Annotated in this window: 13 protein-coding genes; 7 read left to right on the forward strand and 6 right to left on the reverse strand. The window is 53.4% G+C overall.

The window, feature by feature from the left end:
* Positions 1-30 precede the first annotated feature (30 nt).
* Together AC2T28_RS18815 and AC2T28_RS18820 are read right to left on the reverse strand one after the other, a co-directional pair.
* Entirely contained in the window at positions 31-1,356 is a 1,326-nt protein-coding gene (locus AC2T28_RS18815; RefSeq protein WP_486750187.1) for a GH1 family beta-glucosidase, read from the reverse strand.
* A complete protein-coding gene (locus AC2T28_RS18820) occupies positions 1,356-2,387 on the reverse strand; it encodes a substrate-binding domain-containing protein (protein ID WP_486750188.1) in 1,032 nt (343 codons plus the stop codon). Before AC2T28_RS18820 ends, AC2T28_RS18815 begins: the two co-directional genes overlap by 1 nt.
* Positions 2,388-2,611: 224 nt before the next feature.
* On the opposite strand from AC2T28_RS18820, the gene AC2T28_RS18825 reads away from it, so the two are divergent.
* The 5 genes from AC2T28_RS18825 to AC2T28_RS18845 all read left to right on the forward strand — a co-directional run bounded on the left by AC2T28_RS18825 (position 2,612) and on the right by AC2T28_RS18845 (position 9,010).
* Positions 2,612-3,964, forward strand: coding sequence for an ABC transporter substrate-binding protein (locus tag AC2T28_RS18825; RefSeq protein WP_486750189.1), 1,353 nt, complete (start codon positions 2,612-2,614; stop codon positions 3,962-3,964).
* Positions 3,965-4,039: 75 nt separating this feature from the next.
* Positions 4,040-5,047: a carbohydrate ABC transporter permease gene (locus tag AC2T28_RS18830; RefSeq protein WP_486750190.1), complete on the forward strand. Its 1,008-nt coding sequence runs from the start codon at positions 4,040-4,042 to the stop codon at positions 5,045-5,047.
* Between the two features lie 11 nt (positions 5,048-5,058).
* Entirely contained in the window at positions 5,059-6,213 is a 1,155-nt protein-coding gene (locus tag AC2T28_RS18835) for a carbohydrate ABC transporter permease (protein WP_486750191.1), read from the forward strand.
* 25 nt (positions 6,214-6,238) lie between these two features.
* The gene (bglA, locus tag AC2T28_RS18840; RefSeq protein ID WP_486750192.1) at positions 6,239-7,894 is read left to right on the forward strand and encodes a beta-galactosidase BglA; all 1,656 of its coding nucleotides are present in this window, start codon (positions 6,239-6,241) and stop codon (positions 7,892-7,894) included.
* 24 nt (positions 7,895-7,918) lie between these two features.
* Positions 7,919-9,010 carry an ABC transporter ATP-binding protein gene (locus tag AC2T28_RS18845; RefSeq protein WP_486750193.1) on the forward strand — a complete coding sequence of 364 codons (1,092 nt, stop codon included), beginning with the start codon at positions 7,919-7,921 and terminating at the stop codon, positions 9,008-9,010.
* Positions 9,011-9,334: 324 nt separating this feature from the next.
* Here the strand turns inward: AC2T28_RS18845 and phnE (AC2T28_RS18850) are convergent, their stop codons facing one another.
* From phnE (AC2T28_RS18850) to phnD, 4 genes are all read right to left on the reverse strand, one after another.
* Positions 9,335-10,144, reverse strand: a complete 810-nt coding sequence (gene phnE, locus AC2T28_RS18850; protein WP_486750204.1) for a phosphonate ABC transporter, permease protein PhnE — start codon at positions 10,142-10,144, stop codon at positions 9,335-9,337.
* Entirely contained in the window at positions 10,144-10,938 is a 795-nt protein-coding gene (phnE, locus tag AC2T28_RS18855) for a phosphonate ABC transporter, permease protein PhnE (RefSeq protein ID WP_486750194.1), read from the reverse strand. The genes phnE (AC2T28_RS18850) and phnE (AC2T28_RS18855) overlap by 1 nt, the downstream gene beginning before the upstream one ends.
* On the reverse strand, positions 10,935-11,708 hold the full coding sequence (gene phnC, locus AC2T28_RS18860; protein WP_486750195.1) for a phosphonate ABC transporter ATP-binding protein: 774 nt from the start codon (positions 11,706-11,708) through the stop codon (positions 10,935-10,937). Before phnC ends, phnE (AC2T28_RS18855) begins: the two co-directional genes overlap by 4 nt.
* Positions 11,709-11,831: 123 nt before the next feature.
* Entirely contained in the window at positions 11,832-12,812 is a 981-nt protein-coding gene (gene phnD / locus AC2T28_RS18865; RefSeq protein ID WP_486750196.1) for a phosphate/phosphite/phosphonate ABC transporter substrate-binding protein, read from the reverse strand.
* A 256-nt stretch (positions 12,813-13,068) separates the two neighbouring features.
* Here phnD and AC2T28_RS18870 point away from each other — a divergent pair, with 256 nt between their 5' ends.
* Together AC2T28_RS18870 and AC2T28_RS18875 are read left to right on the forward strand one after the other, a co-directional pair.
* Positions 13,069-13,797 carry a response regulator transcription factor gene (locus tag AC2T28_RS18870; protein ID WP_486750197.1) on the forward strand — a complete coding sequence of 243 codons (729 nt, stop codon included), beginning with the start codon at positions 13,069-13,071 and terminating at the stop codon, positions 13,795-13,797.
* Positions 13,797-16,289, forward strand: a complete 2,493-nt coding sequence (locus AC2T28_RS18875) for an ATP-binding protein (protein WP_486750198.1) — start codon at positions 13,797-13,799, stop codon at positions 16,287-16,289. The genes AC2T28_RS18870 and AC2T28_RS18875 overlap by 1 nt, the downstream gene beginning before the upstream one ends.
* Positions 16,290-16,992: the final 703 nt, after the last annotated feature.

Consider the following 16,992-nt stretch of genomic DNA (forward strand, 5'->3'; position numbering starts at 1 on the left):
CAATTTTACAAAACGCCCAGCCTATCAGTGTCAGCGTACCAAAGCATTTTTGACAGCTTCAAATGATGCTTTGGGGGTTCTCTTCAGACTTTCAAAATCCACATGCACAAGACCAAAGCGTTTGTCATACCCCAAAGCCCACTCAAAGTTATCCAGAAGCGACCAAAGGAAGTACCCCTGAACCGGCACGCCCTCATCTATGGCCTGCTTTGTCCGCTGCAAATGTGTGTCGATAAAATCGATCCGAGATAGGTCAATACAGTTACCATCTACAATTCGATCGTTGGACGCCATACCATTCTCGGTGACCAATAGCGGCAAATCAGCGGTATACTCATCAGCCGTACGCTTGAGGAATTTGTATAGACCGTCAGGATAAATCTCCCATCCCATCTGGGTCTTAGGTAACGGGCCTTCCACTTCTGCATGAGCGGGCCACGGGCCATCGCATGGAGCAATGATTTTTCGGGTGTAATAGTTCAACCCACACCAATCCAAAGGCGTTGTGATAACGCCGAAGTCATTCTGCCAGCCTTTAGGCAAGTGAGCCCCAAGCCCCTCTACTATGCTGTCTGGATATTCCCCCTTAAACACACCACTTAGGAAAAACTGATTGTAAATGGCGTCGTATAGCTCTGCAGCTGCAACTGCTTCCGGGGAATCGTCCACGGGGTGCGCCCATTCTAAATTGAAGACCCCTCCGAGGTTTGACATCCCCATTCCGCGCATTGCCTGAATGGCGTGGCCATGTGCCAACAGTACGTGGTGCATCGAGCGAGCAGCAGCGCGAATATCCCGCATACCTGGCGCATGGTGCCCCAGGAAATGCGAGAGCCAAGTCACACACCAGGGCTCGTTGATCGGCGCAACCGAATACATTCGATCCCCAATACGGCCCATAATGATCTCGGTGAAATCTGCGAACCAGCCAGCTATGTCACGGTTGCGCCAGCCCCCCAAATCCGCAAGAGGCTGCGGAAGCTCCCAATGATACAGCGTCGCACAGGGCTTCAATCCCCGCTCCAGCATTGCATCGGTAAGCCGGTCGTAGAAATCCAGCCCTTCTGGATTAGGAGCACCCCGCCCCTCTGGCAGAACCCGCGCCCAGCTGGTTGAAAAACGATAGAAGTCAAAGCCAGCTGCTGCGACAAGGTCAAGATCCTCTTCGTAGCGGTGATAGTGGTCGCAGGCTCGTTGACCGCTCTCGGCACGAGCGACATTGCCCGGCGTTGCGGCAAAACTGTCCCAATGGGTCGCGCCAGCACCTCCGAAACCGTGACCCTCGATCTGATAGCTAGAGGTTGCGGCCCCAAACATGAACCCCTTAGGAAAATCGGCACGACCCAGCGACAGCATTAGCGCGCTCCCAAGTTCGGGCCAGTAGACCGACCAACGGTCAATTCCGCCTCAAGAAGCTTTGTCTGAGCTGATTTGGTCGGATCCGAGATCTGTTCAATCAGGATACGGGCCAATTGACGCCCCGCCTCACGAACAGACGACCGCGTTGCTGTAAAGAGCGGAATATCCTCACCATTTCTAAGGTAGGATAGATCGTCGTCATGGGTAATAACCGAAATATCGCGCCCCATTTCAAGCCCGGCGTCATGAATGGCCCGCCGTATGCCAATCGCCGGGATCATCGAAGACACCAGGAATGCTGTTGGCGGTTCGGGCAGCTTCATCATCTGAGATGCCGCTTGATAACCGTAGTTTTCGGTCATCTCCTCTGATCGCATCATTGCCGCATCTATGCCCAGCCCTCGGCGCTGGAGTGCCTCGACATAACCCTCCCGACGTCTGTGGGCAAAATCCATAGTTTCAAGGCCGTTGAGCAATCCGATACGCTGGTGCCCTAAATCCAGCAAGAAATCTGTAGCGCGCTGAAAGGCACTTTTGTTGTTTACGTCCAACCAGTTGTAAGGCGTCGAAACATCCGAGGCACGCCCGTGAACCGCAAATGGCAAACCTATACCTTGCAACAACGCAATGCGCGGATCCCGCATCTCGGGAGCGTGCACAACGATCCCGTCTACATTACCTTTGGCAAACATATCACGGTAAACCCGCTCTTCTTGGCTATCCTGCACCAAAGACAGGACCATATCATATCCGACTGCTGCATAAGCTTCGCCAGCACCTGCAATGAAATCGCCAAAGACGGGGTTCACCATTTCATGCTGTGCAGAGATCGGAATCACATGACCAATCGCCATTGACCGCCCCGTTGCCAAGCCTTTGGCCCGAGTGTTGGGGCGATAGCTATGTTTTTCAGCAGCGACGGCAACACGTTGGCGAGTCGCCTCACTCACTTCGGGATAGCCGTTTAGGGCACGGCTCACAGTTGTTTGTGACAATCCCAGAAGGGCAGACAGGTCCTTGAGGTTCATTCATCCATCCAAAGCGCTTTCAACTCACCCTGCATAACGCGCAGAATTAGTGAGGTCAAAGGTTCTTACTCCTAACACACGATTCACTTATTTATATAGACTCACCGACATTCACCATTGACAGATCAAGGAGAATCTTAAAGTTTCGGCCTACCAAATCGCTTTGGATGAACCAAAGCCAGTACGAACAAGCGCGGGTTAGGCGCAGTATGGGAGGATCAACCATGAAGACCAAACTACTTGCAGCAGCGGGTATCTTAGCACTTTCATCAGGCCTGACTTACGCTGAAGGAAAAATGCCATTTCCGGTTGGCGAAGGTGATTTTAATTGGGAAAGCTTTGATACACTGAAGGCCATGCAGCTCGACGGAGAGCAAGTCACTGTCTTTGGCCCATGGCTTGGTCCGGACCAGGAAATGGCTGAGAACGTACTGGCCTACTTCAGCGAAGCTACGGGTGCTGATGTCCGTTATGTCGGATCAGACAGCTTTGAACAGCAAATCATGGTGGACGCCGAGGCGGGATCTGCCCCTAATATCGCCATCTTCCCGCAACCCGGGCTCGCGGCGGATATGGCCTCGCGCGGATTTATTGCTCCATTAGGTGACGAAACCGCCAACTGGGTTCGCGATAACTATGCCGCAGGCAGTTCTTGGGTGGATCTCAGCACATTTGCAGGACCTGATGGCAGCAAAGACCTTTATGGTATGTTTTACAAAGTCGATGTGAAATCGCTTGTCTGGTATGTCCCCGAGAATTTTGAGGACTTTGGATATGACGTCCCCGAGTCCATGGAAGATCTCAAAACGCTGACCGACCAAATGGTGGCTGACGGCAACACGCCCTGGTGTATCGGACTGGGATCAGGCGGCGCTACCGGCTGGCCAGCGACCGATTGGGTCGAAGACCTGATGCTGCGCACCCAGGAACCTGCAGTCTATGATCAATGGGTCTCAAACGAAATTCCCTTTACAGATGAGCGCGTAGTCAATGCGATCGAAGAATTCGGGTATTTCGCATTGAACGACAAATATGTCTCGGGTGGTGCTGGCGCAGTAGCCTCAACTGATTTCCGCGATAGCCCCAAAGGCCTGTTTTCCAGCCCTTCGCAGTGCATGCTGCATCGCCAGGCTTCGTTCATTCCGGCATTCTTCCCGGATGGAACCGAAGTTGGGTTGGATGCCGACTTCTTTTACTTCCCTGCCTATGCTGAAAAAGATCTCGGAAGCCCCGTTTTAGGTGCCGGCACCCTGTGGTCGATCACAAACGACAGCAAAGGCGCGCGTGCGTTGATGGAGTTTCTCAAGTCGCCCATCGCCCATGAGCTATGGATGGCACAACAAAGCTTCCTGACGCCGCACAAGGGTGTGAACACTGAAATCTACGCCACGGACACATTGAAGAAGATGGGTGAAATCCTGCTTTCGGCCGACACCTTCCGCTTTGATGCATCTGATCTAATGCCCGGCGGTGTTGGTGCGGGTTCATTCTGGACCGGCATGGTCGACTATGCCGGCGGCAAGGCTGCTGGCGACGCCGCTGAGGAAATCCAGAAATCCTGGGATGCGCTAAAGTAAACACTCTGCGTTAGACCACCGGCCGCCCTCCCCTATGGGCGGCCTCCCCCTTCCCTTTGCAGCTTGGAACACGACATGCATCCAGCACTCCAAGGAATTCTGACCATCGCCTTTGGTGTCGGCGGCTGTGTTGGGTACTTCTACATCTCCAACGTCATTCTGGATCAGTTGATTTTCCCAGCGCGCGGCAAGCATATCGCTCGCAACATTCGCCGCGCGAATATCGTTCGTCCTTGGCTATTCTTGCTGCCCGCGATGCTGGCACTGGGACTTTACCTTGCCTACCCCGTTGTTGAAACGTTGCGGCTTTCGCTGACCGAGCGGTTGCCAGGTGGCGGATCAGCTTTTGTAGGGCTGGACAACTACCAGCAAATGCTGGGCGAGGACAAATTCTGGGAGGCCCTGAAGAACAACTTCCTATGGCTGCTAATTGTACCCGCAGGGTCGACAGCCTTTGGCCTGCTTGCCGCGCAGCTGACGGATCGAATTGCCTGGGGAAATATTGCCAAATCGCTGATCTTTATGCCTATGGCCATCTCCTTTGTTGGCGCGGCAGTGATCTGGAAACTGGTTTACGATGCCCGCCCACCCGGGGCCGAACAGATTGGAGTACTGAACGCAATCTATGTCTACTTTGGCGGCGATGAGGCCCTGCAGTGGCTGACTATCCCGTTCTGGAACAACATTTTATTGATGATCGTTTTGATCTGGATTCAGACGGGCTTTGCCATGGTCATTCTGTCAGCAGCCCTACGCGGCGTCCCTGAGGAAACCATCGAAGCGGCTATCGTTGACGGCGCAAACCCGTTTCAAATCTTCTTTCGCATCAAGATGCCGCAAATCATGGGAACCGTCGTGGTGGTTTGGACCACGATCACAATCGTTGTGCTCAAGGTCTTTGATATCGTTTTTGCAATGACCAACGGGCAATGGGAAACACAGGTTTTGGCCAACTACATGTTCGACAAGCTGTTCCGCGCCAATGACTGGGGTGTCGGATCGGCCAGCGCCATGGTCATCATGCTGCTCGTCTCGCCAATCCTGATTTGGAACGTCCGTAACGCCCGCCGCGAAATGCGCTGAGGAGACATGTCATGAGTTCAATTGCCGGACAAAAATCAGCACTTACCTGGGCGGTCCATATCTCGGTTGTGCTGCTAGTGGCACTCTGGGTGTTTCCCACCTTAGGGCTGTTTGTATCATCGTTCCGCACCGCAGATCAGATCGCATCCAGCGGTTGGTGGCGCGCCCTGTTCCCTACTGAGCAAAACCTGACACTGCGCACCGCCGCACCGGGCACACAGGTACAGATTGGCGGATTATATGTGATCGAGGGCAATCTCTTTGGCACCGAGGACAGCAAAAGCGCAGAAATCTCGGCTTGGGGAACCTCATCCCGCGAGATTAGCGCTTACCAACCCGGCGAACAGGCTGAACTGCGTAAGGGCGGCCAAATCACGGTTCAGGCTGACGGCAGCTATCGGCTGGAAAGTGACACGGAAATATCCGGCAAACGCGGCCCTCGCGTTTTTGTAACCGCCGTGGTGCCACCGGAATTCACCCTCAAGAACTACGAGACAATTCTGATCAGCGGCGGCGCCACTGACAATATGGCCAAAGCGTTTTTCAATACGCTGACCGTAACCATACCCGCCACAATCATCCCGATCTTGATCGCCGCCTTTGCCGCTTATGCGCTGGCCTGGATGGAATTCCCTGGTCGCGCCCTGTTGATTGCAGCAATCGTTGGCCTGCTGGTGGTTCCATTACAATTGGCGTTGATCCCCTTGCTAAAAGTTCACAACGAAATTGGCATCGGCAAAGGTTATCTTGGGGCCTGGATGGCCCATACAGGGTTTGGGCTGCCACTCGCCATCTATCTTCTGCGAAATTATATGGTCGGCATCCCACGCGATATCATCGAAAACGCTCGCGTTGATGGAGCCACCGATTTCCAGATCTTCACCCGAATTGTCTTGCCGCTCAGCTTTCCTGCGCTGGCGAGTTTTGCCATTTTCCAATTTTTGTGGACATGGAATGACCTTCTAGTGGCGCTGGTTTTCCTGATCGACTCGACCGGAGAAACAACAGTCATGACCAAACAAATCGTCGAGATGTTAGGCACGCGCGGCGGCAACTGGGAAATCCTAGCAACCTCGGCCTTTGTGTCGATCTCGGTTCCCCTGATCGTTTTCTTTGCAATGCAGAAATACCTGGTGCGCGGTCTGCTGGCCGGCTCAGTCAAATAACCCTCCTCTTGACGGAACTACGACCATGAAGAATAATGCCCAAATCCAGCCAGAACAAATACTGGCCGCCGACCCAGACTGGTGGCGCGGTGCGGTGATCTATCAGATCTATCCGCGCAGTTTTCAGGACAGCAACGGCGACGGAATTGGCGACCTTTTGGGTATCGCCCGGCGCCTCCCCTACATTGCCTCGTTGGGTGTTGATGCGATTTGGATCTCGCCCTTCTTCACATCACCAATGAAAGACTTTGGCTACGACGTTAGCGACTATTGCGGCGTCGACCCTATGTTCGGCACACTGGATGATTTTGATCTGGTTGTTGAAACAGCCCACAAACTGGGTGTTCGGGTGATGATAGATCTGGTGTTGTCACACACATCAGACCAACATCCCTGGTTCATGGAATCGCGTAACAGTCGCAAAAATAACAAAGCTGATTGGTATGTCTGGTCAGACCCCAAACCGGACGGGACCCCACCCAACAACTGGCTGTCGATTTTTGGCGGCTCCGCCTGGCAATGGGATCCGCGACGCGAACAGTATTTTCTGCACAACTTCCTGTCCAGCCAACCCGACCTCAACTTTCACTGCCCTGACGTCCAGGACGCCCTATTGGACGTGACCCGCTTTTGGCTGGATCGTGGTGTAGATGGATATCGCCTTGATACCATCAACTTCTACACCCATGACAAACAGCTGCGCGACAATCCGGCTCTACCGCCACAACATCGCAACGCCACCATTGCACCCTCGGTAAATCCCTATAACCACCAAGAGCACTTGTACTCAAAAAACCAACCCGAGAACCTCGAGTTTCTGCGGCGCTTTCGCACCCTGCTAAACGAATACCCAGACAAAGCTGCTGTTGGCGAAGTTGGTGACGCTCAACTGGGACTGGAAATCCTCGGGCAGTACACCGCCGGCAATGACTTTGTGCATATGTGTTATGCCTTTGAGTTTCTGGCCCAAGCACCACTGACCGCCGCTCGGGTGGTCGAAGTCTTTGAACAGGTGGACCGGGTAGCCGCCGAGGGTTGGGCCTGCTGGGCTTTTTCTAACCATGACGTCATGCGCCATGTATCCCGATGGAACCTGTCAGCCGAGGCACAGCGCCTGTTCACAACCATGTTGATGTGCCTGCGTGGCACTGTTTGCCTTTACCAAGGAGAGGAGCTGGGTTTACCCGAAGCTGACGTTGCATTTGAAGATCTCCAAGACCCATACGGCATAGAATTCTGGCCCCAATTCAAGGGCCGAGACGGGTGCCGCACACCGATGACCTGGGAAGCCTCAAACGGCAATGGCGGTTTTTCCAGCAACAAACCATGGCTGCCTGTCAGCGCTGAGCATCTCAATCGCTCGGTCGCGGTGCAGGAACAGGAAGCAGGTTCGATCCTGCATCACTACCGCCGAGCAATTGCGCTCAGGAAAACCAGCCCCGCGCTGGCCAAGGGCGAGCTAACCAACATCCAGGCCAAAGGCGAGGTTCTAAGTTTCACCAGAACCCTGGGCGCCGAAAAACTATTCTGCGCATTCAACCTGGGCGACGACCCCAGCCAAGCAACCCTTCCACTGGGTAACTGGCAACAATTCGGCAAGGACCTGCGCAGCACCGAGCTTTTAACAGGAAACATCGTGGAGTTAGAGCCCTGGCAGCCCTGCTTGGCACGCCTGATCTGAACACGAACAAGGAGATAGACGTTTATGGCCAACCTGAAATTGACCGATATTGCCAAAACCTATGCGGGATCTGTTGACGTTCTCAAGAACATCAATCTCGACATTAAAACCGGTGAGTTGGTGGTATTTGTTGGCCCTTCTGGCTGCGGCAAGTCCACACTTCTTCGCATGATTGCCGGCCTGGAAAAGATCTCTTCGGGTACGTTAGAAATTGAAGACCAGGTGGTGAATGACATTCCACCAGCCCAACGTGGCATAGCGATGGTGTTCCAGTCCTACGCTCTCTACCCGCATATGACTGTGCGCGACAACATGGCCTTTGCGTTGAAAATTGCTGGCAAACCCAAAGCTGAGATCGACGCCTCGATCGAGCGGGTCGCCAAAATATTACAGCTGGATGCCCTCCTTGACCGGTTGCCCAAGGCCCTATCAGGCGGGCAACGTCAACGGGTCGCTATTGGCCGCTCTATCGTCCGTGATCCCAAAGTTTATCTGTTCGACGAGCCCCTTTCAAACCTTGACGCAGCCCTGCGTGTTGCGACCCGGATCGAAATCTCTCAGCTTAAAGAGGCCATGCCAAATAGCACAATGATTTACGTCACCCACGACCAGGTTGAAGCCATGACGCTCGCCAGCCGAATTGTCGTTCTTGCCAACAAAGGTATTGCCCAGGTAGGGACACCATTAGAGCTGTACGAACGGCCCGAGAACGAATTTGTGGCCCAGTTCATCGGCTCCCCTGCCATGAACTTGTTTCCGGCAGAAATAGTTGGCTCCGGTGATATCACAACCCTGCGCCTGAACAACGGTGGAGAAGCCTCCTCCACAGTTCCGAGCTTGGACAGTGATATAGGGCTAAAGGTCAACGTCGGAGTGCGGCCCGAAGACATGCTGAGCACAAAAAGCGATCAGTGGATCATGGAAGGAACCGTGGACATCGTTGAGGCGTTAGGAGAAGTTACTGTTCTCTACTTTCAAACCAGAGAAGACAAAGACCCCTTGATTGCTAAACTGCCGGGAATTCACAACGGTCTTCGCGGCCAGACAGTGCGACTGACGGCGGAACCCGAAAAAGTTCAAATTTTCCATAACGGCCAGTCCTTACTGTACCGATGAAGCCGTTTGGCACAATTGAAGTATCAGGCAGTTCGTTCAACTTGGCGAGAGAATTGGACTTTTAAGGCTGCGGCCGGTAGCGATGACGTAAAGGGTATAGGTGCGATCGCAGTTCGACTTGGCGCGAATCTCTAGTGCGAAAGTAGGAAAACCTGGCGGCGGTGTGGAGCAGGTCATGCCCAGAGAAAGATACTTGATGAACCTTTGCAGTCGGCAATGCTGCCCGGACACGCTTATACCTTTAAAAGGTCAAACTTGTGTCGATCGTGATGCTTGGTCAATTACGAATGAAAGGCGGCCAGCGATTGCTGACCGCCAAAACTCTTAAAGGATCTTCTTGCGCAAGTATGAAGAAACCACCTCGCCAAATACCACAAGTGCGAGGATCGTGAGCAGCACCATGGAGACCTCAGGCCAATTGAAAGTGTCTATCGCACCTTGGAGGATCATGCCGATGCCGCCTGCCCCCACAAGCCCCAGTACGGTGGACTCACGCAGGTTGATGTCCCAGCGCAGAATGGCAATTGCGAAAAAAGCCGGCATGATCTGAGGCACGATCGCGTAGAGTACAATCTTGAGACGCGACGCGCCGCAGGCTTCAAGAGCTTCGACCGGTTTCTGATCAATCTCTTCAATGGCTTCACCAAGCAGCTTGCCCAAAAAACCGATCGAACGAAACATAATTGCCACAATACCTGCAACGATGCCGGGTCCAAAGATGGCCACGAAGAGCAGTGCCCAGATAATGGTGTTGACCGACCGCGAAGACACTAGGATGAAGCGGCCAATCCAGAGGGTTACTCGGTTTGGCGTGGTGTTCTGCGCTGAAATGTAGGCCACTGGTAACGAAACCACGACAGCAAACATTGTAGCCAGCGTTGCGATGTTAACGGTCTGCCAGATAGCCTCAAGGATTGAAGGCAAATTGCTGGGGTTCGGAGGCATCATACGGCCAAAGAGATCACCCATCTGAACGGGCGCATCCCAAACCCATTCCCAGACCACGTCGATGCTGCTCAAAGCCCAAGCCACAACCAGGAGTGTTAACGTCAAGCCACTATAGCGCATCAGACGCTGGCGCAGCGTGAAGCGAGACCAGTGATCACGTGTCTGGTGCAAAGATTGAGTACTCATCATGCAATCCTCTTCCTGATAAGTCCACTCACCGCTTCAGACACGAGAATGGCGCCGACAATGACCATGGTAATAGCGAGCGCAAAGTCATAGTCGTAGCGGCCAAAGGCATTGGCCAAGGTGGCACCGATACCGCCGGCGCCCACGATGCCAACCACTGCGGAAGCTCGCAGATTGCTATCCAACTGATAGATTCCCAGGCCAATCAGGCGTGGCATAATTTGTGGCACCACCGCATAGATCAGCGTAGAAAGGAAGCCCGCGCCGACGGAACGCATTGCCTCTACTTGGCCGAAATCGATCTCCTCGATGCGCTCGGCCAGCAATTTAGCAACAAAGCCAATGGAATAGACCACCAGCGTCAACACCCCAGCAAAGGGACCAAAGCCAACGGCCTTGACAAAGATGATAGCAACAATCACCGGGTGGAAGCTACGCGCCACAATAATTATGCTTCGACCAACCAAGTAGATCGGTTTGATCGAGATATTGCTGGCCGCCATAAAGGCCAGCGGCACGGAAAGGGCAATGCCGCCTACAGTTGCCAATATGGCAATCTTCAAACTCTCAAGAAATCCATCGATCAACAGGCCGGAACGCTCAAAATTTGGCGGAAACGCTCCACTAAAAATGCGTTGCGCGCGGCGCATACCATCAGAGACCCGATCCCAGTCAATTGGCAACATGGCGAGTGTTAGAACCACATAGGTGCAGACAGCTATGTAAAGTCCGTACCTCAGGGCCGGGTGGCTGATAAACGGCGGCTTGTGCCAGGTGTCTTTGCCAGTGTTCATGCCACGGCTCCAACTTCGGCGCGGTCCATGGCTGGAACTCCGGCGTAGATTTCATCCATCTCCGCTTTCTCAAGCTTGGCAGGCTGGTCATCAAATATGATGCGCCCATACCGCATGCCGACGATGCGGTCGCTGTATTCTTTCGCTTCAGTCACATTGTGGATATTGATGATCACCGGCAGTTTCAGCTCGGAGGCTAGATCGCGAAGAAGCGACATAATTTGCTCCGACGTTTTGGGATCGAGCGAAGCTGTGGGTTCATCAGCCAAGAGGATTTCGGGACGCTGCATCAGGGCCCGCACAACACCGACGCGCTGGCGCTCTCCACCAGAAAGTTCATCGGCGCGACGGTCAGCGTAATGCGCGATTCCAACCCGCTCCATCAATTCATAAGCGTGGCGAATGTCCTCGCGTGGATAGCGGCGAGTGAGCGCGGCCCACGTCGAGATATAGCCCAAACGCCCTGACTGTACGTTTTCCATCACGGTCAACCGGTCAATCAGATTGAAGCTTTGAAAAACCATGCCAATGCGGCGACGCGCGGTGCGCAGGTCTCGTCGGTTCAAGGTGGTGAATTCAGTGCCGTTCAGATCGACGGAACCCGAGGTGGGTTCAACCAATCGATTGATACAGCGCAAGAGTGTACTTTTGCCGGCCCCGGAAGAGCCGATAACGGAAGTTAACTGATCGCCTTCGACAGTCAGATCCAGCTCCTTGAGAACCGGGTCGCCGGAACCATATCGTTTGGTCAGATTAGTGATTTTTAGCATTGCGGTCCCTCGGACATAGTGCTGCCTGTCTAGGACGTGTTTCCCTCTAAAGGCGGCAGGTCATAGACAGGAGAAGAGCCCGGACTGCGGAAAACGCTGTCCGGGCTGAGTAAGGTGTTCAGGTTACTTTCCAGCGAAACCTTGGGGCGTATATTCCACTCCATTGGACCTCTGAATCTGACGAATAACCGCCCATTGATCCTGATACGTGATTGGAATGAACTTGCTGACGCCCGCAAATTCATCACCCAATTTTGTGCCCGCAAACTCGAATGTGAAGAAGGCTTCTTTGATCTTCTCGGCAAGCGCTGGATCCAAGTTGTGTGCCAGGTTGAAGGAAGTGGTCGGGAACGGATCGCTTTCCCAAATCATTCGCACGTCACTGGTGTCATAGAGGCCACGTTCCGCCATTCGGTCGACTACTTCAGACGCTACAGGTGCCGCGTCATAGTCGCCAGCCACAACGCCCAGCATGGATTGATCATGGGAACCTGAGTAAATAACTTCGTAGTCCTTGTCAGGTTCAACGCCCAGAGATGGGAACAATGCGCGTGGCGCTTGGTTGCCCGAGTTCGAGGTTGGTGAGGTGTGTGCGACCCGGCGACCTGCCAGATCCTCAACTTTCTGGATATCGCTGCCTGCTTGGGTGAAGACCTGTAGCTTGTAGCCAAACTGGCCGTCCTCAGCGCCCATGATAGCAAACGGTACCGCACCTGCGAGGTTCACTGCAAACGGCGTTGGACCCGTTGAAAAACCCGCCACGTGCAAGCGGCCCGAGCGCATCGCTTCGACTTCAGCGGAGTTGGATTGCACCGCGAAAAACTGCACGTCCTTGCCGGTGACGTCTTCCATATGAGCAATAAAGGGGGCCCAAATGTCCGCGTAGACTGCCGGATCCTCAACCGGAGTATAGGCAAATACCAAGGTATCGGGATTGCTTAGCTTCGCTGGGTCGGTCGGCGTGTCCGCAACCAGATCGCCGTTGGCGTCACAGTAAAGCTCATCGAGTGCGCCTCGATCAGCGCAATCTTCGGCAACGGCAGCAAAAGCGCTTACCGATAGGATGCCCAGTGCCGTTACGGCGCGGGTGATATATGGTGTCATGGTGTCCTCCCTTAAAACGCTCGCCTTTTGCAAATTGGGCCAAAGGCAATACGCTGACCAGCTCAAGGTAGAAGAGCACAGCACTGAAGCGAGACTAGTTCTGTTAATGAAACAGACGGAAAACCGGTTTAATGTTAACAGTATTACAAACGCGTACGCACAGGCTAAAAGTCTGGCATACTCTGCATCACTGAAACTGAAAAGTCCGGCAGATGGTGGAATTCCGGTGCCGCTGTAAGTCACAGGAAAAAGTTGTATGCAGACAGGTAAAACTGAACCGCTCATTGCCATTGTGGACGACGATGAGAGCGTGCGTACCACCCTTTCCGCTCTAATGCACGAAAGTGGATTTGATGCGGTGTGTTGTCCCGACATCCCGTCTTTTGTTGCGCTGGGTGACCCGCCACCAGTTGATTTGGCACTGATTGATCTGCGCTTGCGCGGGGAGTCTGGGCTTACTCTGGCGATCCACATTCGTGAGCGCTACGAAATTCCAATTGTTATGCTCACTGGTGTGGGAGACGAGATCGACAAGATCATTGGACTGGAAACTGGCGCGGATGACTACTTAATCAAACCTTTTAATCCGCGCGAGCTAGTCGCACGTATTCGAGCGGTGTTGCGGCGTTACGGGCATGGTGGCTCGAAACCCAACTTGACTTCGGCGCAAGGCATTGCCTTTGGCACCAAGCGTATTGATGTTCAGACTCGTCGTGTGTTGGACGCCGAGGGCGAGGAAATTCCGCTGACCAATGCGGAATACCGTCTGTTGGAGTATTTTGCGCGCAACCCCAACCGGGTCATCCCCCGGCCTGAACTGTTGGAAGAGTTAGGGTCTGATATGCAGCGTTACGTGGATCGCACTATCGATGTTTTGATCCTGCGACTGCGCCGCAAAATTGAACCGGTTGCCTCTAAGCCGGTGCATCTACAAACACGCCGAGCACAGGGATATATCTTTCACTTGTTGCCGAAAGGCCAATGATGACCACTCTTTCCAACTTGAGCGTCCGGTTTCGCTTGTCGGCCGCGCTTGCCGTTCTGTTCGGCCTTATCTTGCTGGTCAGCTTAATAGGTGCGCTGGTGCTAAACCGCACGGAACTCTGGATGAATGTGTTGCACAAAGACACGTTGGCAGAAGTGTCTGATGCGTTAGATTTGTCACGGGAATCCGCCGATCTGGCGACTTCTGCGCCATTTCTGCATGCGCTCTTTCCTCCGTTTCAGTTGGAACAAGAACAGGACAAAGTGGTGGAAACCCTGAACCGGATCGAGGTACTCGCAGCTGGCAATAGAGCCTTGGATTTACCGGTTGCCCGTCTTCAGTTTGCCATTGATGATTTAACGTCAGCATTGGCACCGCAAGCCACTCGCAAGGCGGATTTGGATGCAATTGATCGCGATATGGTTCGGCTTAACCAACGTGTGCGGCGCCTAGCGGGAGACACAGCATTGCCATTGGAGGAGCGAGAAATCTGGGCTGGTTTGCAACAACTTACCGCGAGCGCGATAGGGGCGGGCCGGGCCAATACGCTGATAGATCTGGGGAATTTCAGCCGCCGGTTCACGAATCAACGGAATCAATTGTTGCCACAACTATTGCCGGTTCATGAAGGCACTTTGGCAGAAATAGAGCAGGCGACGTTGCGTAGCGAAAATCTGTTCACCCTAAAGCATCGCGATCTAGCAGCGCAGCTTGACGCAGAAAACGCGTTGTTTCGCATTCGGCAAGAAGTCAGTCGTGTCAGCACTTTTGCTGAGGCAACGGTAGCACAAGCCGAGGCTCGGCTTTCGTTGGCCCGTGCAGAGACATCCAACAATCTCGCATTTGCTAAAAATGTTTTTATAGCATTAACTGCTGCTAGCTTATTGGTGGCGATCACATCGTCGCTTTACGTATCGCGTTACGTAGCCCGCAATCTGCATCTCATTGCAGAGGCGATGCGTAGACTTGCAGCTGGGCACCACAGCACAGTTCTGCAACAAGGGCCAAAATCAGAGGATGAAATTGGGCAGCTGTATGCAGCGTTTCATGTGTTTCGGGAGAGTGCCCGCAAGTTGGAACGCAGAACCCGGCAGATTGGCCATCAGAACGCGCTATTTTCGCGCGTTTTTCGAAACATTAAGGATGGTGTGGCAATTGCCTCTACCGATGGCAGTATAGAGGCGGAAAATGACAATCTCCGCCGTCTTCTGAGATTGCAACCTGCCACAGAGGGAGCGCGTGCAAAGTTTCAAGAATTGATCGCACAATCGAATTTTTCACGGCGAACCTCAGCCGTTGAGCACGGGGGATTTGAAGAATATGCAGATCCAAGTGGAAACGTTTTGGAGTTGCGATGCTCTCCTTTGCCTAATGGGGAAGACGTTTGGCTTTTGTCAGAAACCACTGAGCGGAAAAGGGTAGAGCAGCGACTGGAGGAAATTCGAAGGGTGGAGGCGCTGGGTAAAGTATCTGGCGAGGTTGCCCATGATTTTGGCAATATCTTGTCAAGCATCTCGGGCAATCTACACCTGCTTGAGGCGGCGGAGGCCGAAGATGCGCGACATCTTCATACCCGGTTAAGATCCGCTCTGGACCTGGGCGTCTCGCTAACAGAGAGATTGTTGGCGTTTGCTCGCAAACAACACTTGGAGCCGCAAGTGACTGACATTGGGGTGTTGGTCAAAGGGATGGCCGATCTACTAGAAATCGCGGTGCCCAGCTCGGTGTCAATGGACTTTGATATTCCGGCCGAGCCTGTCTTGGTCAGGGTGGATCCAGGGCAATTGGAAAGCGCGGTTCTGAATCTCTGTGTAAACGCCGGTCAAGCAATCGACGGAGCCGGGCACATCCGAGTGCGCGTAACCGATGATGGAGGGGCAACGTTGTCGATCCGCGACAATGGCTCCGGTATGTCGCCGGAGGTGCTGCGCCACGCAACTGAACCCTTCTACTCCAACCGCGAGGATGGTAGCGGCACAGGCTTAGGGCTGTCCATGGTCGACGGCTTCGTCCACCAATCTGGTGGGCATCTAACTCTCACCTCTCAAACCGAACGCCCACATCAGGGCACCACCGCGACTCTAAGTTTTCCTGCGCTGACGCAAGAGGTCGGCCGACGCGATGAAAGGCTTGTGCAAGGAACTGCATTGGTGGTTGATGATGACCCCACTTATCTGGCCTCCGCCTCAGATACTTTGGAACGTCTGGGCTATGTCGTTTTCAAGGCGGCGAGTTTCAGCGCGGGTTGCGCTCAGCTTCAGCAGCAACCTAAATTTGACATCGTATTGAGCGACTTGAATCTGGACAATGGAGCGTCCGGTTGGGAGATTCTTCAGCTAGGGCATAACCGGTTTCCAGAGTGCCGACTAGTTCTCATGTCGACCCGAGAGACCTATCGAGTTCCAAAAGCACTTGGCAGCGCACCTCGGCCTACCACTCTGATGAAACCCTTTTCTGAAACTATGATGCGAAAATTGGTTACGCCATCCTGATGGCTTGAAAAAAATCGCCCCCAATGAATTGGTTCGCGCCTAAAGCTAGGATACGGTGGTGACTGTCGTCGGAGTTTTTGGAACCAATTGCGATCTCATCTGTGTTAGAAATCTGCTCATCTGATTGATTTGATTTCGCAACGAACTGGCTGTGATGCAGGGGCCATGCTTCGAGTGCATTAACAGTATATTTGCGATGTACGCCAAGGTCATTGGCGGTCTAAACCGGTCTGATTGAGCAACCTATTTATCTTTCGTTCAGGAAACGCACCCCGTAGCTTTGAATAATTTCGGTCTATTATCGATCACAAGTATAGGCACCTGCAACGAAGGTCGACCCTCCGCCCATATCTTAACTGCTTGCCTAAACCGAGGGCGCCGTAGCAAAATCGTCCGGTTTCAGCTGAGCCTCTGGAGACGCCCCGACGCTAAAGCAGCAAAGGAAACTGACTATGGGACTGAAACGGGCAGACGAATTTCGACGGGATGCGGCGCGTCCTGAGGGCTAACTTTGCAAAGGTCAATTACTGCGCATTGCTGCATTTGGTGGTGAACGCAGCGTAGGTCCGGAAACCGGCCGAATTGCATCAGCGACTCTAGCAAGCGACTTGCAAGTAGGTGGTCCGCTTTGGGCTTATTCTGTTGAAAAACTCTTGTTGATTTAGGGATGTCTGACTGATTCAATTTCCTTATTGATATGAGA

Source organism: Parasedimentitalea nitratireducens (assembly GCF_057444295.1).

Bases quoted from the DNA above. Each gene is read 5' to 3' on its own strand.
- AC2T28_RS18815 (WP_486750187.1), bottom strand. From the start codon at position 1,356: ATGCTGTCGCTGGGTCGTGCCGATTTTCCTAAGGGGTTCATGTTTGGG.
- AC2T28_RS18820 (WP_486750188.1), bottom strand. From the start codon at position 2,387: ATGAACCTCAAGGACCTGTCTGCCCTTCTGGGATTGTCACAAACAACT.
- AC2T28_RS18825 (WP_486750189.1), top strand. From the start codon at position 2,612: ATGAAGACCAAACTACTTGCAGCAGCGGGTATCTTAGCACTTTCATCA.
- AC2T28_RS18830 (WP_486750190.1), top strand. From the start codon at position 4,040: ATGCATCCAGCACTCCAAGGAATTCTGACCATCGCCTTTGGTGTCGGC.
- AC2T28_RS18835 (WP_486750191.1), top strand. From the start codon at position 5,059: ATGAGTTCAATTGCCGGACAAAAATCAGCACTTACCTGGGCGGTCCAT.
- bglA (WP_486750192.1), top strand. From the start codon at position 6,239: ATGAAGAATAATGCCCAAATCCAGCCAGAACAAATACTGGCCGCCGAC.
- AC2T28_RS18845 (WP_486750193.1), top strand. From the start codon at position 7,919: ATGGCCAACCTGAAATTGACCGATATTGCCAAAACCTATGCGGGATCT.
- phnE (WP_486750204.1), bottom strand. From the start codon at position 10,144: ATGAGTACTCAATCTTTGCACCAGACACGTGATCACTGGTCTCGCTTC.
- phnE (WP_486750194.1), bottom strand. From the start codon at position 10,938: ATGAACACTGGCAAAGACACCTGGCACAAGCCGCCGTTTATCAGCCAC.
- phnC (WP_486750195.1), bottom strand. From the start codon at position 11,708: ATGCTAAAAATCACTAATCTGACCAAACGATATGGTTCCGGCGACCCG.
- phnD (WP_486750196.1), bottom strand. From the start codon at position 12,812: ATGACACCATATATCACCCGCGCCGTAACGGCACTGGGCATCCTATCG.
- AC2T28_RS18870 (WP_486750197.1), top strand. From the start codon at position 13,069: ATGCAGACAGGTAAAACTGAACCGCTCATTGCCATTGTGGACGACGAT.
- AC2T28_RS18875 (WP_486750198.1), top strand. From the start codon at position 13,797: ATGACCACTCTTTCCAACTTGAGCGTCCGGTTTCGCTTGTCGGCCGCG.